Raw genomic sequence first — 26,704 nt, 5'->3', positions numbered from 1 at the left:
TTCCCCCCTTCGGCCTAGAAATCGAGCACCTGGTTGATCGCTTTCAGCACGCGCGCCGGATCGGGCAGCCATTCATCCTCGATCTGCGCGAACGCATACGGTGTCTCCGGGGCCGTTACACGCAGCACGGGCGCCTCCAGATAGAGCACCCCTTTTTCCATAATCTGCGCCATCACTTCCGCCGCCACGCCCGAATTGCGCGGCGCTTCCTGCACAACGATCGCCCGCTTCGTCTTCTGGATCGACTGCAAAATCGTCTCGATGTCAATCGGCCAGACCGTCCGCAAATCGATCACTTCCACTTTTGCGCCGCGCGCTTTTTCCGCCTCCGCAGCCGCTTTCAGGGAAGTATGTACCATCGCGCCGTAGGTGATGATCGTCACGTCCGACCCTTCCTGCACCACGTTTGCCTTGCCGATCGGCACTGTGTATTCGCCTTCCGGAACTTCGCCGCGGAACGAGCGGTACAGCTTCATATGCTCAAGGAAAATCACCGGATCGTTGTCCCGGATCGCGGCGATCAAGAGCCCCTTCGCGTCATACGGGTTGGACGGAATGATCACTTTCAGGCCGGGGGTTTGCAGCATCAACCCTTCCAGGCTGTCCGCGTGCAGTTCAGGCGTTTTTACGCCGCCGCCAAACGGCGAGCGGAACACGATCGGACAGTGATAACGGCCGCCCGAACGGTAGCGCATCCGCGCCGCCTGTGCCGCAATCTCGTCGAACACTTCGAACACGAATCCGAAAAACTGGATCTCCGCAACCGGCCGGAAACCCTGCAGCGACAGACCGACCGCGAGACCGCCGATCCCTGACTCGGCCAGCGGCGTGTCGAACACCCGGTGTTCGCCGAACTCTTTCTGCAGGCCGTCCGTCGCCCGGAACACGCCCCCGTTTTTGCCGACGTCTTCGCCGAACACCAGAACGTTCGGGTCACGCTGGAGTTCGACGCGCATCGCGTCAGTAATCGCCTGAATCATGGTCATCTGTGCCATGGATCAGTTCCCCTCCTTGGCCAAAAACTCTTGTTTCTGCTCTTCCAGATGCGGCGGTGTCGTTTCGAACACCGAATCGATCAGATCGGTCACTTTCATTTTCGGGTATTCGTCTGCCTGTTTGATCGCTTCGGCAACCGCATTTTTCGTTTCTTCGATCACCCTGTCCTCGTCTTCCTTGGTCCACAGCCCCTTTGATTCAAGGAACTTGCGGAAGCGGATCAGCGGATCCTTTTGCTCCCACTCGCTCGCTTCTTCCCCTGTACGGTAACGGGTCGGGTCATCGCCGGCCATCGTGTGCGGACCGTAGCGGTAGGTGAGCGCTTCAATCAATGTCGGACCTTCCCCGTTGCGAGCGCGCTCGGTTGCGTCATACACAGCCTTGTACACGGCGAGCACGTCCATGCCATCGACCTGGATGCTGGTGATGCCGGCCGCCACCCCTTTTTGCGCGAGGGTTTGCGCCTTCGTTTGCTTTTCGATCGGAACAGAGATCGCGTACCGGTTGTTCTGGATCACAAAAATCGCCGGGACATTGTACGCGCCCGCAAAGTTGATCCCTTCGTAGAAATCCCCCTGCGAGGTGCCGCCGTCGCCGATAAAGGTGAGCGCCACGTTTTTCTTCCCCCGCAGCTTCAGGCCCATCGCCACACCGGTCGTTTGGACGATCTGGGCGCCGATGATGATCTGCGGCATCAACACATTGACGCCTTCCGGAATCGTAAACCCGTGCTGGTGACCGCGCGAATAGAGAAACGCCTGATAAAGCGGCAGTCCGTGCCACACCATCTGCGGAATATCCCGGTAGCTCGGCAGGATCCAGTCCTCTTTTTGCAGGGCGAACTGGCTGCCGATCATCGTCGCTTCCTGCCCGGCAACCGGAGCGTAAAAGCCGAGGCGGCCCTGCCGGTTCAGGCTGATCGCCCGTTGGTCCCAAACGCGGGTGAACACCATCCGCCGCATCAGTTCCCGCAGTTGATCGTCGTCGAGCTTTGGCATCATGTTCGAATTCTTGACTTTTCCGTCAGGTGCGATAATCTGGAGCGGGGTAAACTTTTCCGAATTGGATACCTCAATCAATCCGGTGGTCATAAGAATCACCTCTTATTTCCAATATTGAAAACTGGATATATGTACCGTAGCCTTATGCTAACACTAGCTTGCCGTACATATAGCCAATTATTCGACAATGCACAAACCTTCCAGACGAACTCCGCTGCAGCAGGCCAAAACTCCGGCAAAGCGACGCCAGCCGCAGGGGCCGCGCGGAGCACATGATCCTGATCGAAGGAGCGATTGCCATGACAGACGCATACAAACGAAAAGTGATCGGCGAATCGGTCGAGAGCGCGCATCTGGGACGGTCGGTCGACATTCGCATCTTTGTTCCGCCAGGTTACAACGAACTGCTGACATACCCGATTTTGTATACACAGGATGGCCAGGACTTTTTTATGTATGGGCGGATCGCGACATTCGCCTATCAACTGATTCTGGAAGAAGGGCTGCAGCCTTTCCTCATCGTCGGTGTCGATGTCACCCGGCAGCGGCGGACGGCCGAATACAGTTCGCTCGGCTCGGGCAACCGGGCGTACCGTCAGTTCTTTTTGCAAGAACTGATCCCGTTCATCGAAAATCGGTTCCAGGTCCCCGATAGCGGGCTGCAGCGGGTGCTGGCCGGAGATTCGCTCGGCGGCACGGTCTCGTTTGACATTGCGTTGGACAAGCCCGAACTGTTCCAGGGGATCATCAGCCTATCCGGCGCTTTCATCGAGCCGCTGCTCGACCGGATGCGGGCGACCGATCCGTTCCCCCCGTTTCATATCTACATGCTGGTGGGCGAACAGGAAACGGCAGTGGACACGCATCTCGGCCCGCTCGATTTTGTCAAAATGAATCGGGCGGCACGCGACCTTCTGAGCGGTAAGCATGCCAATTTCACCTATCTGGAGAAACCCGGCATCCACACCTGGGGATTCTGGCAGCAGGAACTGCCGGATGCCCTGCGGCATTTCTTCCGACCGGCGATTTGGGTTTCATGATACAGTATAGCAATTGTTGCGAAACATTTCTACTAAAACATGAATATCAAAGAAAAACAGTGTCAAACTATTATATAATACAGGAGTCAAAAATGAGGGTGAGTAATACAGAAAAGAGGGGCCAATGCCAGCCGGAAAAAGATGTGTTCACCACTCGCATATCCAGAAACTTGCACGATCACCTTAACCATATCCGGTGATTGGAGTTTGTTTATGGACCCGAAGTTGATAACCCTCATTACACAAGCAGGACAAAAACTTATACGCCCTTGCAGCGAATCGGCAAGGGCGCCGTTGTTCCTAGCGAATAAAAAATCCGTACCACAACACACTGTTCAACACATCGACCGAGGCAAACCGGAAAAACCAGCGAGCCGGAGAGTCGGCCGACTTCGCCTGCCAAAATTCACCTGCGATTGCCAAGCTCAGCAAACTGATGCAACCGGCCAGCAGGTAGGGGCTCCCGGCAGCTGTCATCCAGCCTGGCATAAACTTGAGCGTCCCAGCGGCATAAAACTGATCGACAAACAGAAGTTTGCTGGCCAGATACAGGCCGAGTGCGATCGCCGTATGCAAATCCGGTTTTTCCGTTGGTTTCCGCCCCCATCTCAAAACCGCCAGATACAAGCAGGGCGGCAGCAGCCACTTGATGCAGGCCGCCAAAGCATAGACGGTTCCGGCAAGCAAGCCGGGAAGCTCCCACATCGCCTGCCACAGATCACTCCAGCGGAAGCGGTTCATTTTGTTGCGGAAAACCGGATCGTCATTCGTCGAAAGGACGGAAAACAGTCCGCTGCCAGAGCGGTCCAACCAGGCCAATCCGGTTGCTTGTCCCTCCACACTTGACAAAAACACGGGGTGGCTGGCCTGCTCCCATTTGGCCGACAGGCGCTCCTCACCAATTTTTTCTCCGTGCCGAAAGCGGAGCATCCACACCTGTTCGTCCGCCACAGCCGCCGCCTCCAACTCTCCTTCCGGACGCTTGTGCAGCTGGACATCCGATACGTGGCGGAACGAATTTTGCCCGATGCTCACTTCACTGGATTGCACCGTGCCCGGATTTTCCAGGGAAAATTGCGTGAGGTGCAACCCACTTTCCTTCCCGTCCGCTGCCACCGTATGGAACAGGCAAGCGGTTCCGCCGTTTGCCGCAAATTGAAAATCATCGACCGTCTGGCCGCCGTTCAGCCGAAACGAGTAAATTTTCGCCTGCCGCACCGTTTGTCCGGTAGCCGGGCTCCACTCTGTCCACCACACCGATTTGTCGGACACCCCGTATTCGGACAGCGAGGCGATCAACAGGTTTCCGTTCGAATGAAAATCAGCCTTCACCCTCGTGACATCCTGAATCGCCAGGTAACTCCAGCCGGACATGTTTCCATCCGTCCATCTGCCGATCCGCAACTGCCTGTCATCGCTGACGATCAGAAACACATTGCGGCCATCCGTTATCACGTCAAAGGCGGTGGCGGTTCCCAAATCACGCACCGGCCCCCACAATTCCCCTTCCAGTTGACTGCGAAACAGCTTGTTTTGATCGATCCAGTAAATCGAGTCGGCAACCATCGCGAAGCGGGAACTCTGCTTCAGGGAGGGATCCGGCAACAGCAGCTTTTTCTGTTGCCGGGAACCGTCTGTTCCATTCTGGACGACGAGCGAGTCGCCGTTTACATACGCCACCGAACCCTCCCCGACCGGAACCAGGGCGTGGCTTGTGTCCGTTGTGCCGATTTTTTCCGCGCGTCCGAACGATCGCGGGAAAGGGAGCACATTCTGCACCATCGTCAACAGGAGATGATGCACCAGAATTGCCGCAAGCACCGCCACAAGCAACCGGACGCGGAACCCGCCGCCGGCAGCCGCCCGTTTTTTGCCCATACAAGCCCCCCTTTCCTATAGACATGTGTATGTCCCGGAAAGGAAAGACATGCTGGGATCCCCGACAGGCAGCACAGGGTCCGCTCGCTGCCGAAAAAATTCTGCCGATACGCCCGACTCCCGCCACCGCTTACCGCAAAAACTGCTCCGGCGGCAAGCCATCAAACAGGTCGACCCACTCGGCCCGACTGGCCAGCAGCTTCGGGGTGACATCCAACGCCTGCCTGGGACCGTCCGGATACTGGCTGGCGTACTTGTAATATCCCTCCCACAGCAGGTACACCTCCGTCAAATACCGTTGCGGTTCCTGATAATCATACAAATGGCGGATGTCCAACCGGTGTTCCAACACGTGATCCAGCAGCTCCCGATTCGGTTCAAAATATTTGCCGACCGCCCGCACCAACAGTGTGACGATCGCCGTTCGCTGCAAATACAGCGCGGTTGACGCCAGCAGCAATAACAGGTACAGATAGGGCCGGATGATATACAGCTCTGAGCGGTTCGGCAGCATTTCCTCGCGCATCCACGTCGAGATCGCCACCACATCTTTCATATCGCCGCGGATGAACAGCAGTTTCGTCAGTTCGACATATTCGTAAAACAGTTCATAAATCAGCGGATGCGGAAAAATCGGCCCGTCCTTCTCGATGATCGTCGCCAGCAAACAGCCGAACGCGTTCGACACGATATGTTGCGCGACAAATGAATGTCCGTGCAGTTCGCTTTTTGCCACCTGGCGGCCGATCTCCTGCAAATGCCGAAAAGCGGTGATGACAAAGCCATGCACCGCTTCCTTGTCCGTACTTTTCCGCACCACTTCGCACGTGATGTCATAGATGTGCTGCACCACCTTGGCAATCATATGCATCTGCTGCTGACCGGCCAGGCTGTTCATGACGATCAGCGTGTAGCCTTCGACGATGACGCCGGCCGCTTTCAGGGAACCGGACTCCACATACTTCATCCCCATCTCGAACATTTCCCGCAAAATCGCCCCAGACACGGCCGTTTCCCGCCGGCTGAACGAAAGGCTGGCGAGCCCCTGCAGCTGATCGACAATCCGTTTGTGGTACCATAGCACCTTGTCCTGTTCGGCGGTCGGAAACCGGGTGTTGTGCAGCATGTCGGCGATATTTTTGACACAGCGAATGGCAGTCATCGTATCCATATCGTTAATGGAACGCTTGCCGATATCGGCGATCTGTTCGATTTTGTCCAGCGCCTCCTGATACGCGCCCCGGTTGTAGGCGGCCAGATACTCCTTCTCGATTTTGCTGATGATCGTCTCCGGTTTCATCAGCTTCATCACCGCGTACATGTAAACCAATAGCCACAGGCAGCCGACGATCAAAAGCACCAGATCGGCGCTGATCCACTTGTCCATTGCTTGTGAGATCAGGCCGTTGTGCAATTCCCGCATCTTCGACAGCATGTAGATCGCGTGGAAAATCGTCAGCAGGTAAAACGAAAAGAGCGAAACGTTATAGGGAAACCGCAAGTAAAAATCGAGGATCCGGTGACTGTATTTGCTTGCGGTCATCTGGATCGCCACCATTACGATCGAGATCGACAGCGTGAAAATCGTGGCGAGGATCTGCGCGATCGTATTCAGGTAGTTGCGCGCCGTCTCCGCATCCCCGTCAAACACGGGCGGGGTGAACAGCAAAATCGCGCCGATCAGCAACCAGGAAAACAACAGATGCAGTCCCATGTTTCCCCGTCCTTTCCTGCCGCTACTTGTTTTAGTATGTTCCATCAGCAGGCGAAAAATTTGGCCGTTTTGCTTCCCGCTACAGGAGACACACTACTAGCGACAGGAATGAGAATTCGCTTCAAAGCTTCACCACACTTCGTTGGTTTGTCTTTTTTCGGGTCCCCACGAAAGTACTCGGAATCCACTTCGAAGCTGTGTGTCATTTTCGTGGGAATTATTGAGGAGGGATTTCGATGAGACGCTATCTCTGGGCGGGAGCCACGCTGGCTGTATTATTAGCGTTTACGACCGTTTTGGGACCGAGGCCGTTCCACCTGCCGCTGCAAAATCCGCCTCGCATCGCCAACTACCCGGGAGCGCCGGCCGACCGGCCTGTTGATCGAGCACGGAATTTGCGAGCGCACCATACAAGCCCGCAGGGAAGGGCGGAAATCGCCGCGCAGGACATGGCGGTGACGACTGCTCTGTGCGTTCGGGATTGTCGTATCGCACTGCAGCAGCTGGCAAACCAGCTGGATCATACGACCGATCCGGCGATGCGCAGCCAGTTGATGAAAAACGCGATTCAGGAGCATCCGCAGTTCCGGGCGCTCGTCCTGCACACGTCGGACGGGCGGGCGATCACCCAGGGAACGCCGACCAAACCGCAGTTTATGCGGGAGAGTGTGGACGGCGTCCGGAAGACGGGTGAATTTTACGTGACCGATCTGTACGACGGACCCGGCCAGGCGAGCCAGCTCTTGATGGCGATCGCGCTGCCGCTGGTGCAGGGGCTGCAGTCGGCCGGCATTTTGGCGGCGGAGGCAGAAATGGGCTACCTGCGGTCTGTGGCCGATCGGGTCGACGGCCAAATGGGCACACAGACCCACCTGCAAACGAAAGACGGCGACCAGGTGCTGCTTCACCCGGAACAGCCGCACGTGCAGGGCGGCGATGCGGCTTCACAAAATGTGGACGGGACGAAATGGCATGCGTCTTCCGTTACCGTTCGGCCTCCGGCAGAAAATGTGAAACCGCGTATAAAAGCGAACGAAGTGTTGGTCCAGTTCCACCACGAACCGGATGCCGCCACCCTATCCCGGATCCAGACTGACATTAACGGCACAGTCGTGAAACGAAACCATTTGCCATCATTTGTGTTCCGCTCAAATTCGATGACAACGGAACAACTGGTCGACTATTTCAAAAAAATTGGCGTCCGCATGGTCGAACCGCACCGTGTGATGCGGCACAACAGCCTGCCGAACGATATTTTGTATCCAAGGTACCAGTGGAATTTTCCGCTGATCCAGATCGAAAACGCTTGGAACACGACCACCGGCAATCCGAGTACAATCATCGCTGTGGTCGACACGGGCATCGATCTCGCCCATCCGGAATTTGCAGGCCAGTTGGTAACCGGACACAACATGCTCAATGACAGCGACAATCCGCAGGACGACAACGGACACGGCACGCATGTGGCGGGTGTGATTGCGGCAAAAACGAACAACATCGAAGGTGTGGCCGGCATGAATTGGAATTCCAAAGTGATGCCGATCAAAGCGCTCGGAGCGGACGGCAGCGGTTCCGTGCTAGACATTGCGGACGGGATTCGCTGGGCGGTCGATCACGGAGCGAAGGTGATCAACCTGTCGCTTGGCGAATACGAAGACTCCCGCTATCTGCATGAAGCGATCCAGTATGCGGCGTCGAAAGACGTGCTGGTGGTCGCCGCAATGGGCAATGATGATACCGACCAGCCAAGCTACCCGGCCGCCTATCCGGAAGTGTTGGCGGTGACGGCGGTCGATGAGAACCGGCAGCGGGCGACGTTTTCGAACTACGGTTCGAACGCAGGCGTGGCTGCTCCTGGTGTTTCGATCGCCAGCACGTTTCCCGGCCACCGATACGCTGCGATGTCTGGAACATCGATGGCGTCGCCGCATGTGGCAGGCTTGGCCGGCCTGATCAGGTCGGTCAATCCGGGTCTCAGCGCCGATCAGGTAAAAGATATCATTTTGCGCAGTTCAACCGACCTGGGGCCGGCAGGTCCTGACCCGTATTACGGAAGGGGCCTGATCAATGTAAACGAGGCAATCCGCCAGGCGCAGGCGAAAGCCCAGGACACGGCACCATCCGCCCAACCGCCCTCCCCGTTCCGCAAAACTCCCTGGTGGTGGCCGCTTCGGCGCTTGTTCAGTTTCTGAGAAAAAAGTGACATGCCGCTGCATACAGGCATGTCACTTTTTTACAAGCTTCGCGAATCGGTCAGCTCTGTGTCCTTCGGAAAACGCCTCGCTGCCAGCAGTTCCCGGCGGACTGTGCGGCGGTGGGTGATTTCATACATGATCGGAACGATGACCAGCGTCAGCAACGTGGACGACAGGAGACCGCCGATCACCACGACCGCCAACCCTTTTGAAATCAGGGCACCTTCCTCAAAGCCGAACGCGAGCGGCAGCAGCGCACAGATGGTAGCGATCGCCGTCATCAAAATCGGCCGCAAACGGGTGCCGCCGGCTTCCAACAACGCTTCCCGGATGGTCATTCCGTTTTCCCGTTGTTGCTGCACCCGGTCAACCAGAACGATCGCGTTCGTTACGACGATGCCGATCAGCATCAGCATGCCGATCAAACTGGCCACCGAAATCGGCTGTTTGGCCAGCACCGTACCCGTCAACGCGCCGACAGCGGCAAACGGCAGGGAGAAAAGGATGGCAAACGGTGCTCTTCCTTCCCCGAACGTAACCACCATCACCACGTAGACCATGCCGATCGCAACCAGGATCGCCATCCCCATGTCGTGCCACATGTCTTGCATCTCTTTGTTGCTGCCTGCGATCTCATACTGCACGCCGGCCGGAAGTTTCAGCGATTGCAAGGCGGCGGTCAGTTCCCGATTGACTTTCCCCTCGTTCTTGTCGATGATATTGCCCGTCACAGTCGAGTATTCTTGACCGTTTCGAAGTTGCAGGACAGCCGGTTGCCGCACCTCTTTCACATCCGCTATGTCTTTTACCCTAACCACTGTGCCGGCCGGCGTCGGAACCGGCAAATTTTCAATATCCGCCGCCGATCGGAGCGGGTTGCCCTGCAGAGACAGGTAGATTTCGTCCATCTGTTTGCCGTCACCGATTTTTCCGATCTTCTGCTCCGCCAGGAAGGGGCGCAGCATGCCGGCAGCCTGCGCAGTCGTCAGCCCGTGTTTCAAGGCGTCGCCGGGGCGGATGCGAATCTCCACGCTACTGGTTTCGTCAACCAACGTATTGCGCACGTTGTCGGTGCCTTTGACCCGCTTCACCATGTCGGTGATCGTCTTGGTCGCTTCCCGAATGTCGTTTATCGAATGGCCCGTTACGATGATGTACACGCCGCTGCCGCCCGGCCCTCCCTGCATTTGCTGGATATCAAGCGTTGCTCCGGGCACGCCCGGATGCAGTTTCTCTTTCATTTCTTCGATAAACGCCACCACATCCGTATTCGGATCGAGGCTGACGATCCAGCTCGCCTCGTTGCTTTTTCCGGCCGACATCGTCAACGGGTTGAATTCTCCCCTGGGACTGCCTGACGTTACTTGCGACAGCCTGACTTTGCCCGACTCGCGCAGTTTCTGGTCCAGTTCCCGCACTTTCTCGTCGACCGCGGCCACTTCCGTTCCTTTCGGCATGGTCAGCGTCATCCGGACAAACTTTTCTTTTTGCTCCGGGATGAAGGTGAAGCCGGCCAGCAGTGCCAGCGGATAGCTCCCCGCCAGGACCAGCGCGGACACCAGCAGCACGACCGATTTGTGGTTCAGCGACCAGTTCAACAACTTGCGATACCCGCGGCTCAATCCGCTTTGCACCCGATGCTTCGGCAACCTGCGCCGCATCAGCAGCGACGCCAGCATCGGCACCACCGTGACGGCAACCAGCAATGACGCCAGCAGCGAAAATACGACCGTCAGCGCGAACGGAGCAAAAATCTTGCCGACCATTCCGTCCAGCAACCCCAGCGGCGCAAACACGGCGACCGTCGTAATCGTCGAAGAGGTGATCGCCTTGCCGACTTCCTTTGTCGCGTCGAGGATCAGCTCTTTCGAAGCCGTCTCCCCTTGCAAACGGCGGACGATGTTTTCGATCACGACGATGCTGTCGTCCACCACCCGCCCAACAGCGACCGCTATCCCGCCGAGCGTCATGATGTTCAGCGTGATGTTGGTAAAATATTTGAGCAGCGACATCGCCACAAAAATCGACAGCGGAATCGAGACGATCGCAATCACTGTCGCCCGCGGGTTGCGCAGGAACAAGAGAATCAGGAGCGAGGCAAACAGCGCTCCCAACAGCCCTTCCCGCGCCATGCCGGCGACCGATTTTTTCACATCATTCGATGCGTCGTAAATCACGTCCAGCTGCACTTTGCTGCTGTCTTTCGTATATTTCTGCAACTGCTCCATCACGCGTTCGGACACTTCCACCGTGTTCGCGTCGCTGTTTTTCACCACGTTGATCGCAATGCTCGGATGTCCTTGCACGTGTGAGATGGTGTCGCGCTGCTCCGACCCTTTTTTGACTTCCGCGATCTCCTGCAGTTTCACCTGGGTGGGGGTGATCAACAGATTTTTCAGTTCGTCAAGCGATTGTACGCGACCGGTCAGTTGGACCGGTTCCCGGACTTTATTAAAGGTCGCTTCGCCCAGCGGAATCGTCAGGTTCATCGCCTGCAGCACCTGGCTCACTTGCTGAAACGACACTTTCTTTTCGGCCATCCTGGCCGGATCCAGCTTGATATACACGTTGTCCGCTTGCAGGCCAAGCGTCTCCACCTTGCCGACGCCTTCGATTCCCTGCAGGGCGGGCACGATCTGATTTTTCACGATGTTCTGGAGTTCCGATTCCGATGTCCCTTCTTTTGCCGAGACAGCCGTATACATTATCGGGCCGCTGTCGAACGAAATTTTGGTGACCTTCGGTTTTTCCGCGTCCGACGGGAGTTGCACGCTGTTCAGCGCTTCTTCCACTTTCCGCTTGGCCTCGGCAATGTTCACACTAAACGGGAATTCGAGCGTAATCGCAGCGATATTGTTGGCCGAACTGGAACTGATCGCCTTCACACCTTCGACGTTCTTCAATGCGTTCTCCAGCGGCAGCGTCACCTGGTGCAACACCTCTGGCGGCGTCGCCCCAGCATATACGGTTGTCACAAACAGGTAAGGGATCGAAATATCCGGCATCGATTCTTGCTTGAACCTGGTGGCCGAGTAGACCCCGCCAAACGTGACCAGAACAACCAGGATCAGGATTGCAACCTGATTTTTTACACTGAAGCGCGACACAAACGACATGGCTATTCCCCTTCCGCCTAACCTCCTGAACGATACCCAATCTACCCCTGCCGCGCCTGCTTGTCAATCGCAAAAAAATGGTCAGCCGGCCTGCACCGACTGCCCCTGTTGGTGAACCGCGCCACCTCTGGATGGGACTATGACGTGCGCCTTTCCAACAGGCGCAAAATCCGCACTTCGATCCAATGCCACCCTTTCAGCAAATCGTACGGCAGCAAGACAAACGTGCATAGGAAAGCGATCGGCAGCACCAATGCGAGCCGCCACAGCCGCCTCTCAATCAATGAGCCAATCAGGTCGAACTGCATGGTATGCCGGTGCTCCTCAGCCGCCTGCGGCAACAGTTCGAAAATCAGCCTGCGGTAGATGCGGGCGGTCGAGAGCAGCAGATGCAAGATCAAGCCGCTCACCGCTGCAATCCAGATATAGGTCGACATGGAACAGCCCCCTTTTGCAAAGGCGTCTCTTTGCAGTGTATGAAGCTGCCCCGGAAATGTTTTCCGGCCGGACGGGCGGGAAACAATATCGCTAGATCCTGGTGTCGATCCACTCGAGGATGTCGGCCAACACCTGTTCCCTTTCCGGTTCATTCAACAGTTCGTGGTAGCAGCCGGGGTAGATCTTGAATTGTTTATCCCGTGAGGCCAATTTTTCAAAAAACGGAATCGCCGCCTCCGGATCTACCAGCCGGTCCGCACCCGCCTGCAATAGCAGCAGCGGATGCCGGATTTTTCCCGCTTCGACCGACGCTGACTGCATGGCATCTTGCAATTCGTTATACCAGCGGACGGAAACACGCCGCTCGTTATACGGATCTGCCGCATAGCTTTGCACGATCTGGGGGGAACGGGAAACGTCCGCCGGTGCAATCCCGTTCGGCAGGCGAAAACCGGGCACGAGCCGATTGAGGACGCTCGCCATCTTTCGTTTCCAGGCAGGAACCTGCATTTTCAGCCGCAGGCAGGGCGACGTCAGAATCACTCCATGAAGCGGTAGCCCGCTCGCGTCGGTCTGCTGCAGCAACCGCACCGTGACCAGTCCACCCATCGAATGCCCCAGTACAAAAATCGGCGCCTCGCCAACTGACTGTTTCGCTTCCGTCAGCCAACCGCGAACCGTCTCCACATACTCGGCAAATGCCGCAATGTGGCCCCGCCTGCCCGGCGACCGGCCGAACCCCGGCAGATCGCCGGCAAACACCGCCAGCTGCCGCTCGCCAAACCAGTCGATGACATGCTGGTAACGGCCGCTGTGCTCCCCCGCTCCATGCACCAGCAGGATGGCGGCCCGCACCTGATCCTCCGGCAGCCGCTTCTGAAAATGCAGTTCCTGCATACCTCTCCCTCCCTCAGGAAACATCCCGCGTCCCGATTTGCGTCAATAATTCGTTGAAATCGTCTGAAATTCCTGCTTGCTTCACTGTCGGGGAAGCGCCCCTTGCCGCAAGTATAAAAAAACGCAGACACCCAATCCGCGAATGTCTGCGATCTCCCTGCTTCTATTGTTTATTGCATATCGGCAAGCGCTTTTTGGTCGAGCAAGACAATGTGCCGTTTAACCACCGCAATGTGTCCGGCCGCCTTGAACTCATTCAAAATTTTGCTGGTCGTCTCCCGCGTCGATCCGATCAGGCTGGCGAGATCCTCGTGTGTCAGCCGGATGCCGATTTTGACGCCGCCCGGAACCCGCTCGCCGTGCAGATCGGCCAGCTTCAACAGAAGCCGGGCGAGCCGCGTTTGCACGTCGTAGAACACGAGATTCTCCATTTGTTCCTGCGCTTCTTCCAGCCGCCGCTCGACGATTTGCGCCAGCCGCAGCGAAACCATCGGATTGCGCGCGATGATTTTTTCGAATTCGAGCTTGTCGATTTTGCAGATATGGGCATCGTCGAGCGCTTCCGCATAATACTTGCGCGGTTGATCGCCGAAGATGGCGCTCTCGCCGAAAATCGCCCCCGGCTCCAGGATCACCAGCGTGAAATGCTTGCCCGTGTCGGACAGCCGGGAAATCCGTACGCGGCCGCTTTTTAAGAGATACACCGAGTTACTTGGCTCATCCGGCGTAAAAATATAATTTCGCTTCGGCACAACAGTCGGTTGACTGCCTTTTCCAAGCTGCTCCAGTTCCGTTTGTTCGACACCCCGAAACAGATCATATTCCCTCAATTCACAAGCCGCACATAAACTGGCCATTCCGACTTCCCTCCTCGAGATCCGGAAAACCCTGTATAGTTAACCGTAACACATTTTCCGTGATTCTGGCAAGGGGCCGGAGCCGCCCGCGTTCACGGTTCAGCAAACAATCGGCCGAGCGGCATGCGGACTCCACCCGGTTTCATGGCGGCGTCCAGCAGCTCTTCCTCGATCAGGATGCGCAGCGTTTGCCGCTTTTCATCCCGCACGTACACCACGTGGTAAGCATCCGGCGCAAACTGCGTGAGCACCTGCATCAAGGGAGTGTCGGCCGCGGCGGCGAGTGAGCGGACAGGCAGCGGGCGATCGAATCGTTGCCGCCGTTTCGTATCGAGAAACCGGACTGTATCATAGTACATCTGACGGCGCAACTGCCAAGCGGAGACGAACAAAAACACGCCGAGCGTGACCATCCCCACTTGCACAAACCCGGCCAACAACGCCAACAACCCGGCAGCCATCAAAACGGTTGAAAGCAGAAACGCCATACCGATCGCCACCCCCGTCGCCCTCTGAAATCCGAGGGAGCGTGCATACGCCGCCCGCAAAATCCGGCCTCCGTCGAGCGGTAGCGCAGGCAGCAGATTGAAAAATGCAAGTGACAGATTGATTTCGATCAAATCGGCCGCAACCTCGTCCGGCAGCAAATCGGATCCGTGCAAAGAGATGGCCAGCATCAGTAGCAGAAAATTGACAAACGGCCCGGCGATCGCGATGATCGTTTCGTGCCGCGGCCGCCATCCCATCGATCCGTGTTCCAGTCGGGCAACCCCGCCAAACGGCAGCAGTTCCAGTTCCTTCACCCGGTACCCGTAAAACAGGGCGGCGGTCACATGCCCCAATTCGTGCAGCAGCACGGTGCCAAACAGCAGCAGTATCTCCCGGAAATAGGGAGTCCAGGCGGAAGCAACCAGCAGCAGAACAAAAAGAGGATGAAGCTTCCATTTCATCCCCTTCACCGGCCGTTTTTCCACGATCACCGCCCCACTCGCGCCAAAATGTCCTGCGGATCGACCGGCTTGTTTTTGACAAAATGGGCGAAGTACAAATCGGACGGGTCTTTTTTGCCGGTGGTTCCGATCACCTGACCCGTATACAACCAATCACCCGGTTTCACCGAGACCGACTCGAGGTGCCCGTACAGCGTTTCCCCCGCCGCATCGCCGTGATCGACAATCACATATATCCCGTACTGCTCATTCTTGTCATACGCTTTGACTTTGCCTTTGGCGACCGTTTTCACTTCCGAACCGGCGGCGGTCTGCAGAATCACGCCCGGCTGCTTGCTTGCGTCAAAACCGCTGATCAGCTTAAAGCTGGCAAGCGGCGCCACGTAGTTGAGATCTTCGCCGACCGTTTTGGCACCTGGCACCGACACCGGCAGCGCCAGCCTCGCGTCGCCGAGATGGGCCGCCATCCAGTTGGACAGAGCCGAAAAATCGGTTTCCTGCGTCATCACCGTTTTCGCGATCTGTTGGAAGCGTTCGGCCAGCGGGTGCGAAGAGTGGAAGGACACATACGTCACCAGCACGAGCACTGCCGCTCCGATCACCTGCCCGACGATGCGGTTGCTTTCCGTTTCTTCCAGTTCATATTCTCTGTATGCCCGATCCGACCAAGGGCCGTCCCAGCGGGAGAAGCGGGGCCGATCCGGCGTTCCCCACCGCCGTCCGGCGAACCGGTAAGGGCTGAATGACGGCCGGCGGTAGCCTGTTCGTTCGTCCTGTTCCCGCAGGTTTTGAAACACGGGATGCGAGGGAGGCGGAAATTGGGTTTCTTGTTCATCCCAAGATGGCGATTGTTTCACGGTCGTACCCCCTTTGTCCACACGATCGTGATATATCCTATTCGCCGTAGGACTAGGATATGACCGCTTAAAATTTGATTTTCTTCCGCCGGTACCCCACGTTCAGCACCAGGCCGATCGCCAGCATGCTGGACAGGATCGAACTCCCCCCGTAGGACATCAGCGGCAACGTGATGCCCGTGATCGGCGTCAGCGACATCGTCATTCCCACATTTTCAAACACTTGGACGAGAAACATCGACACCACCCCGGCGGCGATCAACGAACCCTGCGGGTCGCGCGCTTCCCGGCCGATTTTGATCATCCGCAGCAGCAGCCAGCAATAGGAGAAAAGCAACAATCCGGCTCCGGCAAAGCCGAGTTCTTCCCCGATCACGGCAAAGATAAAGTCGGTGTGCCGCTCCGGAATCCACGCCCCCTGTGTCTGAATGCCGCGGTAGAGCCCTTCCCCCCAGACCTGGCCGGCGCCGATTGCCAGCATCGACTGGTGCAACTGATAACCGGCGCCGTTTTGCGCGGCATCCGGATGGAGAAACATCGTCAGCCGCTCCCATTGATAAGGATGGATCAGCGAAAAAAACAGGTCTTTCCGCAACAGGTAGATCGCCCAGAGAGCAGCCAGCGTTCCCCCAGCCAGCGAAACGAGCACTAGGATCTGCCGGCGGACGATGCCTGCCGTCCAGAACATCCCGCAGACGATCGCAGCCATCATCATCGCCGTTCCCAGATCGGGCTGCAGGGTCACCAATCCGACCGGCAGCAGCACAAGCGACAAAATTTTGGCAAATTGCCGGAATGATCCAATTTGTTCTGCGTTTTGCAGCAACTGTGCAAGGAACAGGATGAAGATGATTTTCATCAATTCGGCGGGTTCGAACTTGAACGGTCCCAGGTGAAACCAGCTTTGCGCACCGTTCGTCACGCTGCCGACCGCAAACACGAGCAGCAGCGATCCGACACCGAACCCGTACAACCACTTCCAATACCGGCAGTAGTCCGCATAGTCATAGCGGATCACCGCAAACATGGCCGCAAACCCGAGCGCAAACCACAGTGCCTGCCGGATATAAAAATACGATGGATCGCCCGTCAGATTGACGCGCGACGCGCTGGAGACCATCAGCACCGAGAGGACGGCCAGCACGGCTACGATCAGGATAATCGGGACATCCAGGTCCTCCATGCGTTTGTTCGGCGCACGCTCGATCATGCGGTTCCCTCCGAAAACAAACGGGGAATCAGATTGTTTCTACCGATTCCCCTCTCGTTTCCAGTATGTCCCGTTGCCGCCGACCGCTTGCTTTTCGGCCATTTTTTGTTTCTGCCGCTTCCCCGCTTAGCGGCCAAATCCGATCAGTTTCTTGAACTTGCTGAAAAATCCCGGATTGTCATACAGGTTCATCAGCGGCACCGAATCGCCCAAAATCCGTCTGGCGATGTTCCGATAGGCGATCGCTGCCTTGGACGAAGGATTCAGCACCACCGGCTCGCCGTGATTCGAACCGGAGATGACACACTCGTCATCCGGCACGACTCCCAACAGATCGATCGCCAGGATCGCCACGATCTCATCGATGTCCAGCATGTCCCCCTGCCGCACCATTTGCGGCCGGATGCGGTTGATGACAAGCTTTGGGCCGTGGATTTTCGCCTTTTCCAGCAGTCCGATCACCCGGTCGGCATCGCGTACGGCCGTATTCTCGGGAGTCGTCACGACGATCGCCCGGTCGGCGCCGGCAATCGCAAGCTGAAACCCCTGTTCAATGCCGGCGGGACAATCGATGATCACAAAATCGAATTTTTCCTTCAGTTCGGCCACGATCTGTTTCACCGATTCCGGCACCAGCGCCGTCTTGTCTTTCGTTTGCGAGGCCGGCAGCAAAAACAGATGCTCAAACCGTTTGTCCTTGATCAGCGCCTGTTCCAGCCGGCAGGAGCCGTTGACCACGTCGACGATATCGTAAATGATCCGGTTCTCAAGCCCCAGCACCACGTCCAAATTGCGGAGGCCGATGTCCGCATCAACCAGACACACTTTTTTCCCGGACAGAGCAAGTGCCGTTCCAACATTGGCGGACGTGGATGTTTTGCCGACGCCGCCCTTTCCCGATGTGACTACGATCGATTCACCCATTTGGCAAGCCCCCCTCCCACAGTCCTCTCAAAGTGACCCCAAACTCACTTCAAATCTCACCCATTACAAGCGACGCGAAGCTTCAGAGCTGGATTGCACCGTTTCTACCGGCTACTTTCTCGGCCGAATGCTGTATAAGTTCAGCAGTTTGTCAACTGCCATCTTGCCGTTGCGCAAATAAGCGAACTCCATCTCGGTCGCTTCCAATTGCATTTGCGACGGCACGTCGGGCGAACGGGAAATCACGTTGCTGATCCGCAACTGCGTCGGCTGAAAGTAGACAGCGCCGATGATCGCATTTTCGTTCCCGTTGCAACCTGCGTGCGCCATGCCGCGAAGCGTGCCCATCACAAAAATGTCGCCGCTGGCCAACACCTGGCCGCCCGGATTGACATCGCCAATAATCGTAATATCCCCGTCGTATTGCAACACCTGACCAGAGCGCACCGTTCCCCTGTAAAGAAGCGAGACTGGTGGCCGGCGGGTGGAGTCTTCCGGATTGTCTGAAACAAATTCCTGGATGATCAGGTTTCCGTACACGCTCAAAAGTCCGCGAATCTGTTCTTTTTGCTGATGCGTCAAACTTCGACGGCCCGTCTGGATCGTCACGTGCACAATCGGACCGATAAACAGTTGGCCCTGGGCGCCGTGCAATTTCTCCTTGAGATCGACAATGATTTCATCAAACCGGCATTGATCGTCAAGCAGAAACACCAATCCATCGCGGACGCCTTTGATCGTTACAGGATGTCTGGCCATGCGAGGCATCTCGCACCCGGGTTGATCCTGCATGTCGGGTCCTCCTGTCTTCTGCTGCACTCGAAATCACGTACTACGCTCGTAATAATTCGTCAAATCAGGGCCGTATTCCTTCCTGAAAAAATGCGTCGAGCATTTTTCTGGCAATCGGGCCACTCGAATCCGCCCCGTGCCCGCCTTCCGGCACGACGACCGCGATCGCAATCTGCGGATTTTCATAGGGAGCAAACCCGATAAACAAAGCGTTGTCCTCTCCCCGCCCCGTCTCTGCCGTTCCCGTCTTGCCGGCAACCGAATAGGCCGCATCTTTGAACGTTTGATAGGCGGTTCCGTAAGGCTTGCCGGTCACATCGCGCATCCCTTCCCGCACCACTTGCAAGGCGGCCGGGCTGATGTTCACTTCATTCAACACTTTCGGCCCGACCCGCTGCACCAGCTTGCCGTCATGCGTCCTGATTTCTTTCACCACATGCGGTTCCAGCCGTTTCCCTCCGTTCGCAAGCACGCTTACGTACTGGGCCAGTTGCAACGCGGTGTAAGCTTGATTCTGACCGATCGCCGCAAACGGCAGGTCCGCCAGCTGACCGGTCGTCGAGAAGCGGCCTCTCACTTCCTCCGGCAGGTCGACACCTGTCGGCACACCAAGCCCAAACTTTCGATGATATTCGCGAAAATCGCGGAGGGCCGCCGGCAGTTCCGCCTGCAGCCAGTGTGCCGCATTTTTCGTTGGCGAGTAGTTGCCCAGCCACAAGCTCAACTGGTACATGTAGACGTTGCAGGAAACGGCGAGCGCCCGGCGGGCGTCGACCGGTCCGTGACCGGAATGGTTCCAACAATAAAAATAGTGGGGAGCACCATTGCGTTCCCATCCCACCTGCAGCCGTCCCGGATCATAAATCGTCTGGCGCGGCGAGACGGCCCCTTTTTCCAGGGCCAGCAGCAGGGTGAGAGGTTTCACTGTGGAGCCGGGCGGCACCGGCACTTGGACGGCCCAATTTTGCTGGGCCGGCTGAAATGCCCGATAGGCGGCAGGTGAAATCCCGCCCACCCAGATTTGCGGTTCAAACCCCGGATAACTCGCCATCGCCAGGATTTCTCCCGTCTGCGGGTTGATCGCCACGGCCGACGCATGGGAGACTTTTCGCCTTTTCGGATCGGCGTTGATCGCCCGGATTTGCTCTGCCAATGCCTGTTCCGTCACCGTTTGCAAACGGGCATCGAGGTTGAGTATCAGATTGTGGCCCGGAACGCAGGCGGCTTCCCGCACGCTGCACTTGCCGGACGCATCCCGTCCGCTCTCGATCACGAGCGCTCCATTCGTCCCTTTCAGATGAGGTTCATACTGTTTTTCGATGCCGTACACCCCAACCTGCGCATCCAAGGTGTATCCCCGCACCCGATAGGTCGCCCACTCTTCCGGCGGGATCGAATTCAGGTACCCGATCACATGGGAAGCCAGCTGGCGCTGCTTGTATTCCCGTTTTGACTCTACAACAAGATGAACACCCGGCAGGGTGTCCTGATGCTCCCGAATAAACGATCGTTGTTTGTCGTTCAGATCGGAAAATATCCGCCTGGGAACCGAACGCGGCAGCTTGGGCCGTTCACCTGAATCCATCACAGCCAGAAGCTCGTCCGGCCGCTTTCCCAACACAGGCGCCAGCACCTGCGCAATCGCTTCCGCTTTGTCCCGGCCCTCGAGCGGCAGATAGACGAGATTGAAGACCGTTTTCACATCTGCCAGCACCACGCCGTTGCGGTCGAGAATCCGGCCACGCGGGGCGTCGATCGCAAACCGGTCAACGCGGTCCTGTTCGACTTTTGCCCGGTAGACGGCGCCGTTGCTGACTTGCATAGTAAAAAGTCGAAGCAGAAGGGCGGCGAAAGCCCCAACCACTGCGACTTTTACCCACATCCATCGTTTCTTCCGATCGATTCCGATATCTTGCACAAGGAACTCCCTCCCCGTCAGCCGGTTAGAGATATTCCTCTCCCAATCTCCGTTTGTCTTTCGCCGGCAACCATTTGTCCGCCAGCGGATACAACAGCAGGGCGAACACGCCGTTAAAGATCATCAGCCGAATCGCATTTGTCAGCACGGCCAGCAGGTCGACGCGGATTCGCCCGAAGATCATGGCGATCCCGTAATTAGCGATTTCGTAAGCGCCCGTAAAGCCCAGGATGACAAAGATCAGCATGATCAGGCTTCGCTGCAGAAACGAGCGGAACACCAAGCCCGAAAAATATCCAGCCGCCCCCAGGCAAAACGCGTGCATTCCGATAAAACTGCCATACACGACATCCTGGATCAGCCCCACCAGGCCTCCAAGCAGCATCGCCAGCAGCGAGCCGCGATAGAAGGCGATCAGCACGGTCAACAACACGGGCAGCATCGGCTGGAACCAATTGAACGGTTTTTGCACGAACACGGTGGTCTGCACGATCAATCCGAACAACAAAACGAGAAACAGATAGACCGGACGCATACCCGCCTCCTAGCGCCCGCCGCCAGCCGCCGATTCGCGCTGCACGACAAACACGATTTCCAGCCGGTCCAGCTTGGCGGCCGGTTTGATTGTCGCTTTTTGGGTCAGCCCGGAATTTTCCGGCGCCCTGTCGACGATTTCCCCAATCGGGATGCCGGCCGGGAACACATCCGACAAATACGAAGTGACCACCTTCTGTCCCGGCTGCAGGTTGACTTCCCGGTTGACCAGGCTCATCTCGACCGCCCCCAGCTGGCTGCTGGACCCGCTGACGATCCCGACCGCCCGCGATGAAACCTCCATGGCGGAAATGCCCGGCCCGTTCGTGTCGGTGATCAAGCTGACCGTACTGTTGTGATCGGCGACGCTCATCACTCTACCGACCAGTCCGCCGTCCGGCGCGATCACCGCCATATCCTTCCTGACGCCGTCTTTTGCCCCTTTGTCGATCGTGATCGACGAGTTCCAATCCGTGCTGCGGCCGGTGACGTTCGCCGCAAACATGGTAAACTTGCTGTGTTCCTTAAAATTCAGCGCCGCTTCCAACTGTTTGTTGCGCTGCTCCAGTTCGGCCAGGCGGGCGCTGAGCATGTTGTAATCCCGCAAGTTGGCTTTCAGGATCGTGTTTTCCTCATACAGCGCACGGATCTGCTGAACCTCATCGACGAACCCGGCGATATGCGCGACCGGCTGATAGATCAGTTTTTGCACGGATGAAACCGCGTCGAGCAACAGTTTCTCCGGCCAAGTGAGCTGCTCCCGTTTGATCGAGAACGAGACGATCACGGTCAGCCCAATCAGGCTCACCAGCAATACCAACAGCCGTTTGTTGTTGCTAAATCGGGGCACCCGAAACCCACATCCTTTACCTGGTTAGCGTGAGAATCTGCGCTTGGCGCCATATCCGCCCCGATTCTTGAACAGATGGATCAGATCCAGCGCTTTGCCTGTTCCCAAAGCGACGCAATCGAGCGGATTCTCGGCTACCACCACCGGCATGCCCGTCTCTTTCGCCAGCAGCCGGTCGAGATCCCGCAAAAGCGCCCCTCCCCCTGTCAGCACGATGCCGCGATCCATAATATCCGCGGCCAGTTCCGGCGGCGTTTTTTCCAACGTGATCTTCACGGTGTCCACGATCGCATTGACGGTGTCTTCCAACGCCCGGGCGATCTCTTCCGCCGAAATGGTCAACGTCTTCGGCAGTCCCGACACGAGATCGCGGCCGCGAATCTCCATCGTTTCCTTGCGTTCGGCCGGGATGGCGGAGCCGATCGAGATCTTCAGCTCCTCGGCGGTGCGCTCCCCGATCATCAGGTTGTAGGTTTTTTTGATGTATTGAATGATCGCTTCATCCATTTCGTCACCCGCGACGCGGATCGAACGGCTGGTGACGATGCCGCCGAGCGAGATGATCGCGACCTCCGTCGTACCGCCGCCGATGTCAACCACCATCGAACCGGTCGGCTCGCCTACCGGCAACCCGGCGCCGATCGCCGCCGCCATCGGTTCTTCAATTGTATGCGCTTCGCGCGCGCCCGCCTGCAGCGTGGCATCTTCGACAGCTCTTTTCTCAACCGCCGTGATGCCCGACGGCACGCACACCATCACCCGCGGACGGCCGGAAAGGAGCGATTTTTTCTTCATTGCCTGCCGGATAAAATAACGCAGCATCGTGGCCGTTGTGTCAAAATCGGCAATCACCCCGTCCTTCATCGGTCGCACGGCCACAATGTTGCCGGGCGTGCGGCCGATCATCATTTTCGCCTGTTCGCCGACCGCTTCAATCGCGCCGGAATCGGTGCGGATGGCCACGACCGACGGCTCGCGGACGATGATTCCCTTTCCTTTCACATAGACCAACGTATTGGCGGTTCCCAAATCGATTCCCATATCACGACTGCTAAACATGATCGAATACTCCCTTCACGACGAGTGCTGTGTCTCAGGCTAAAACAAGCCCTCTTCCTTCATGCTCACAAAACGGTGTTCCCCGATCACCACATGATCCAACAGTTCGATGCCCAGAATTTGACCCACTTCCGCCAGACGCCGGGTGACCAGAATGTCTTCCCGGCTTGGAGTCGGGTCGCCGCTGGGATGATTGTGGACGCAGATGATCGAAGCGGAACTTTTCTTCAGTGCGGATTTGAAAATTTCCCGGGGATGCACGATCGAAGTATCAAGTGATCCGATGGAGGCAATTTCTTGCGCCATCACCTGATTTTTGATGTCCATGTGGATCACGATGAAATGTTCCTTTTTCTCAAACCGCAGGCGATCCATCAGCAGGTCCGCCACATCCTGGGGATTGCGGATCACCGTTACCGGTTCCCTGGTCAGCCGGGCGATGCGTTTGCCGAGTTCGATTGCCGCCTGGATCTGGATCGCTTTGGCGGGCCCCATGCCCTGGATATCGACCAGTTCGCGGATGTCCGCTTCCATCAGCGGACGCAATCCGCCAAACCGGGACAACAACTGCTCCGCCAGTCCGATCACCGATTGCCCGTTCGATCCCGTTCGCAACAAAATCGCCAACAATTCCGCATTGCTGAGACTGATCGCGCCGTCGCGGAGCAGCCGTTCCCGCGGCCTGTCTTCCGTCGGCAGATCGCGAACGGGCACACGCGTTACCGATTCGCTTTTCAACTCGCTCACCTCTGAATTTCCTCTGCCGTGCCCAACACATGAATACCAAAGGAGGTCAACATCGAAGCGAGCAATTCCATGGGAAGTCCCACGACAGTAAAATAATCTCCCTCTATCCGGTTGACGAGGGTCGATCCGATGCCCTGAATCGCATACGACCCCGCTTTGTCCATCGGCTCACCGGTCCGGACATACGCTGCAATCTCGGCATCCGTCAAACAGCGCATATGTACAAGCGTTGAACGGTGGTCTACCAGGTGTTTGCCGGTCGCCGCATCGATCACCGCCACTCCGGAATAGACGGTATGGCCGCGTCCCTGCAGCTTGCCCAGCATACGGCGAGCGTCCTGCTTATCCGCCGGTTTACCAAGCACCTGGCCATCCAGAACGACGATCGTATCGGCGCCGATGACGATCCCGTCCCGTACATCATTCGCAACAGCGGACGCTTTTCTGTACGCCAATGTGCGAACCATTTCAGCCGGCGTCATCTGCCCGGCGATCGACTCGTCAACATCGGGCACCCTCACTTCAAAGCTCAGCCCCAGTCCGGAAAGCAGCTCACGCCGCCGCGGCGAACCGGAAGCCAGCACGATTTTGCCCACGCGCACCACCTACATTTTTCTGGAAATCCAAAAGGCAACAACCAGCCCGGCGAGGCTTGACAAATTTAGTTTAACCTGCAAGTTGAGATCATATTTGATCATGCCAAAATCTCCGGCCGGATGCCACTGAATCGGTGTCCACGCATTTGTCAGCCAGGGAAGATGGAACGCTTTTCCCAGCAGGTCGCCCGCGATCGTGCCGATCGTCAACCCGACCGCTAGGGACAAAACGAGTCTCCCTGTACCGGAGGATGACCTTGCCATAATCATACCCCCTTTAACCTGACATGTCCACTTTCCAGAACTCGACAATCCCGATTTTAATTCGACAAAAAGCCGCATATGTCCTGCCGGAAAAGAGAAAAAACGGAAGAAAATATTGTAAAAATCGACATTCGGAACGTACAACCGCCCCTCATTGCGAACCGCCACCTGGGCATACTGTGGGGAAAGGAGGGAATCGAATGGCACTCAAGGAACAGGCAAACAAGAAAAAAAGCCCCCGCAACGACAACGATCTGCGGCAGGACGGCAAACCGCTAGCGCCGATTCCGGAGCAGGGTCCGAAAAAATAACCCGCTCTTCCGAACTTTGGCACCCGGGCGCGCAGGTACCCGGGTGCATGTCCTCTTCTCTCTTACTTTCGTTTTTTGCTTGCCGGAACTTCCTCAATAAAACGTTTTTGCCTTATCAGCCGATTGGACGCAGCCGTATGCAAGACAAACTTTTGTCACATGGCTTGTCCATTCGTCGAGCGCCACCAGATCATGGGCGTTGATTTGACGCAGTGAATGTTTGCCAAGCGCTCGCATCGCGATCTTCATCTCTTCTATCCAGGAAGCAAAAAAATTCTCCAAATTTCTGGCAGCTTCCTGTTCATTCAACTGATCCGTTTGGCTGCCAGAGTAAAAAGCAAGTTGCGTGGGTGGTTCCCAGGGAACAACCTTAGTGATCTGTGTATGTACCATGGACCACAAAGCTATTGTCCCGATATATACCGCATCGGCCCCAAGTGCGAGCGCCTTCAGACAATGGCCGGGAGTGGAGAAACCACCGCTGATGATGAGGCTGATCCGATCTTTGACTCCCCGCTTTCTCAGATATTGAACGCTGCGCGACAATGCATAAATCGTCGGCAATCCGAAATCGTCCTCCAAGATAGGAGCTGCCTCGCTTATACCGGCTTGCCCACCGTCAACCGTAATAAAATCGACACCGGCCCGGATGGCGATCTCCAATTCCGCTTCCAATGCATGGCTGGCGCCGATCTTGATGCCGATCGGAATTCCTTCTGTGATCTCTCGAAGTTTTCGCACCATCCGTCTCAAATCTTCCGGATGGCTCAAGTCATTGTGCCGGTTAGGGATGACCAACGGTTCCCCCGGCGGAATATTCATCATTCGTCTGGCTTTCCCCTGAATCAGTTCAGGTGGAATCGTGGTCCCCACACCCGCTGTCGCTCCCCTTCCGATGAAAATCTCAATAGCGTCCGCCTGCCGCAGTATTTCTGGCGACTTCGACCAATGCGCCGGGTGGTATTGCAGAATCAGACGTCTGGCATACTGTCTTTCTTCCGGCAAAAATGCCCCTTCCCCCACATTGGAGGCGCTTCCCACGGCTGCCATCGCTTTTGCCATCGCTAGTTTCGCTTTTTCGCTCAGTGCAACCCCGTATCCCATGGGAGCCATCAGTAACGGGATTTCAAGCTGAAGGGGTTTTTGGGCTTTGGCGCCGATGACGGTCTGCAGATCGACCGGCATGTTTTCATATGCAGGAAAAATGGCCAATTGCGCAGGCGAAAACACAAGTCCGTCAAAATGAAGAAACCTGCGCGGAGTGCCAAACGGCCTTTTAATTAATTTTCCCGATTCGGCGCGGAGACTGTTTTCCACAACAATCCGCGGATGAATTCGGTGCATCGCCGTCACCATTTCCCATATGTTTTCAGCATATCGATCTTTCATGATCCGCTCGAGCAACAATCCCAAACCGTATTTGATTCCGGTTCTTGCAAAAAAAATCCCCATCATTCCGACGAAAAAGAGCGAAAATAGTCCCCCGATAAACGATCCGATCACAAAGGCAAACCAACCGGCGTTTGTCATGGCACTCCTCACATGATAGTTATTTTGTGC

The 26,704-nt window shown here is 56.7% G+C and carries 23 protein-coding genes; 2 read left to right on the top strand and 21 right to left on the bottom strand.

The annotated features are described in order from the left end of the window. Positions 1 to 14: 14 nt before the first annotated feature. Both C230_RS0108200 and pdhA read right to left on the bottom strand, forming a co-directional pair. Positions 15 to 995 (bottom strand): alpha-ketoacid dehydrogenase subunit beta, encoded by a 981-nt coding sequence (locus C230_RS0108200; RefSeq protein ID WP_018131551.1) that lies wholly within the window; start codon positions 993 to 995, stop codon positions 15 to 17. 3 nt (positions 996 to 998) lie between these two features. Beyond that, positions 999 to 2,087, bottom strand: coding sequence for a pyruvate dehydrogenase (acetyl-transferring) E1 component subunit alpha (gene pdhA, locus C230_RS0108195; RefSeq protein ID WP_018131550.1), 1,089 nt, complete (start codon positions 2,085 to 2,087; stop codon positions 999 to 1,001). 182 nt (positions 2,088 to 2,269) lie between these two features. Here pdhA and C230_RS0108190 point away from each other — a divergent pair, with 182 nt between their 5' ends. Further along, positions 2,270 to 3,037: an alpha/beta hydrolase gene (locus tag C230_RS0108190; RefSeq protein ID WP_018131549.1), complete on the top strand. Its 768-nt coding sequence runs from the start codon at positions 2,270 to 2,272 to the stop codon at positions 3,035 to 3,037. A gap of 300 nt (positions 3,038 to 3,337) precedes the next feature. Here the strand turns inward: C230_RS0108190 and C230_RS0108185 are convergent, their stop codons facing one another. Beyond that, positions 3,338 to 4,915, bottom strand: a complete 1,578-nt coding sequence (locus C230_RS0108185) for a hypothetical protein (RefSeq protein WP_018131548.1) — start codon at positions 4,913 to 4,915, stop codon at positions 3,338 to 3,340. Between the two features lie 130 nt (positions 4,916 to 5,045). Beyond that, positions 5,046 to 6,629: a DUF2254 family protein gene (locus C230_RS0108180; RefSeq protein WP_018131547.1), complete on the bottom strand. Its 1,584-nt coding sequence runs from the start codon at positions 6,627 to 6,629 to the stop codon at positions 5,046 to 5,048. 236 nt (positions 6,630 to 6,865) lie between these two features. Here C230_RS0108180 and C230_RS21310 point away from each other — a divergent pair, with 236 nt between their 5' ends. Beyond that, positions 6,866 to 8,821: a S8 family peptidase gene (locus C230_RS21310; protein ID WP_018131546.1), complete on the top strand. Its 1,956-nt coding sequence runs from the start codon at positions 6,866 to 6,868 to the stop codon at positions 8,819 to 8,821. 41 nt (positions 8,822 to 8,862) lie between these two features. Here C230_RS21310 and C230_RS0108170 read toward each other — a convergent pair whose 3' ends face one another. The 17 genes from C230_RS0108170 to C230_RS0108085 all read right to left on the bottom strand — a co-directional run bounded on the left by C230_RS0108170 (position 8,863) and on the right by C230_RS0108085 (position 26,674). Beyond that, entirely contained in the window at positions 8,863 to 11,940 is a 3,078-nt protein-coding gene (locus C230_RS0108170; RefSeq protein WP_018131545.1) for an efflux RND transporter permease subunit, read from the bottom strand. 137 nt (positions 11,941 to 12,077) lie between these two features. Next, positions 12,078 to 12,377: a hypothetical protein gene (locus tag C230_RS0108165; RefSeq protein ID WP_018131544.1), complete on the bottom strand. Its 300-nt coding sequence runs from the start codon at positions 12,375 to 12,377 to the stop codon at positions 12,078 to 12,080. A 91-nt stretch (positions 12,378 to 12,468) separates the two neighbouring features. After that, positions 12,469 to 13,275: an alpha/beta hydrolase gene (locus C230_RS0108160; RefSeq protein ID WP_018131543.1), complete on the bottom strand. Its 807-nt coding sequence runs from the start codon at positions 13,273 to 13,275 to the stop codon at positions 12,469 to 12,471. A 170-nt stretch (positions 13,276 to 13,445) separates the two neighbouring features. Beyond that, a complete protein-coding gene (locus C230_RS0108155) occupies positions 13,446 to 14,132 on the bottom strand; it encodes a Crp/Fnr family transcriptional regulator (RefSeq protein WP_018131542.1) in 687 nt (228 codons plus the stop codon). Between the two features lie 92 nt (positions 14,133 to 14,224). Next, positions 14,225 to 15,106 carry a M50 family metallopeptidase gene (locus tag C230_RS19810; RefSeq protein WP_051074232.1) on the bottom strand — a complete coding sequence of 294 codons (882 nt, stop codon included), beginning with the start codon at positions 15,104 to 15,106 and terminating at the stop codon, positions 14,225 to 14,227. A gap of 2 nt (positions 15,107 to 15,108) precedes the next feature. After that, complete coding sequence (locus tag C230_RS0108145) at positions 15,109 to 15,939, bottom strand: M23 family metallopeptidase (RefSeq protein WP_018131540.1); 831 nt, start codon at positions 15,937 to 15,939, stop codon at positions 15,109 to 15,111. 67 nt (positions 15,940 to 16,006) lie between these two features. After that, the gene (gene rodA, locus C230_RS0108140) at positions 16,007 to 17,149 is read right to left on the bottom strand and encodes a rod shape-determining protein RodA (protein WP_018131539.1); all 1,143 of its coding nucleotides are present in this window, start codon (positions 17,147 to 17,149) and stop codon (positions 16,007 to 16,009) included. A 126-nt stretch (positions 17,150 to 17,275) separates the two neighbouring features. Continuing rightward, positions 17,276 to 18,073 (bottom strand): septum site-determining protein MinD, encoded by a 798-nt coding sequence (gene minD, locus C230_RS0108135; protein WP_018131538.1) that lies wholly within the window; start codon positions 18,071 to 18,073, stop codon positions 17,276 to 17,278. A 111-nt stretch (positions 18,074 to 18,184) separates the two neighbouring features. Continuing rightward, a complete protein-coding gene (gene minC / locus C230_RS0108130) occupies positions 18,185 to 18,865 on the bottom strand; it encodes a septum site-determining protein MinC (protein WP_018131537.1) in 681 nt (226 codons plus the stop codon). Positions 18,866 to 18,929: 64 nt separating this feature from the next. After that, positions 18,930 to 20,783 (bottom strand): penicillin-binding protein 2, encoded by a 1,854-nt coding sequence (mrdA, locus tag C230_RS0108125; RefSeq protein ID WP_018131536.1) that lies wholly within the window; start codon positions 20,781 to 20,783, stop codon positions 18,930 to 18,932. Positions 20,784 to 20,808: 25 nt separating this feature from the next. Next, positions 20,809 to 21,318, bottom strand: coding sequence for a rod shape-determining protein MreD (mreD, locus tag C230_RS0108120; RefSeq protein WP_018131535.1), 510 nt, complete (start codon positions 21,316 to 21,318; stop codon positions 20,809 to 20,811). Between the two features lie 9 nt (positions 21,319 to 21,327). Further along, on the bottom strand, positions 21,328 to 22,167 hold the full coding sequence (gene mreC, locus C230_RS0108115) for a rod shape-determining protein MreC (RefSeq protein WP_018131534.1): 840 nt from the start codon (positions 22,165 to 22,167) through the stop codon (positions 21,328 to 21,330). Between the two features lie 24 nt (positions 22,168 to 22,191). Continuing rightward, complete coding sequence (locus C230_RS0108110; protein WP_026174214.1) at positions 22,192 to 23,226, bottom strand: rod shape-determining protein; 1,035 nt, start codon at positions 23,224 to 23,226, stop codon at positions 22,192 to 22,194. Positions 23,227 to 23,265: 39 nt separating this feature from the next. Further along, the gene (gene radC, locus C230_RS0108105; RefSeq protein ID WP_018131532.1) at positions 23,266 to 23,973 is read right to left on the bottom strand and encodes a RadC family protein; all 708 of its coding nucleotides are present in this window, start codon (positions 23,971 to 23,973) and stop codon (positions 23,266 to 23,268) included. Continuing rightward, entirely contained in the window at positions 23,970 to 24,569 is a 600-nt protein-coding gene (locus C230_RS0108100; protein WP_018131531.1) for a Maf family protein, read from the bottom strand. The genes radC and C230_RS0108100 overlap by 4 nt, the downstream gene beginning before the upstream one ends. A gap of 9 nt (positions 24,570 to 24,578) precedes the next feature. Then, on the bottom strand, positions 24,579 to 24,833 hold the full coding sequence (locus C230_RS0108095) for a DUF4321 domain-containing protein (RefSeq protein ID WP_040393209.1): 255 nt from the start codon (positions 24,831 to 24,833) through the stop codon (positions 24,579 to 24,581). Positions 24,834 to 25,237: 404 nt separating this feature from the next. Continuing rightward, positions 25,238 to 26,674 (bottom strand): FMN-binding glutamate synthase family protein, encoded by a 1,437-nt coding sequence (locus C230_RS0108085; RefSeq protein WP_018131528.1) that lies wholly within the window; start codon positions 26,672 to 26,674, stop codon positions 25,238 to 25,240. Between the last annotated feature and the right edge of the window lie 30 nt (positions 26,675 to 26,704).

This window comes from Effusibacillus pohliae DSM 22757, assembly GCF_000376225.1.
In the GTDB taxonomy this organism is placed as follows: domain Bacteria; phylum Bacillota; class Bacilli; order Tumebacillales; family Effusibacillaceae; genus Effusibacillus; species Effusibacillus pohliae.
This window is presented reverse-complemented; position numbering and strand designations above follow the sequence as displayed.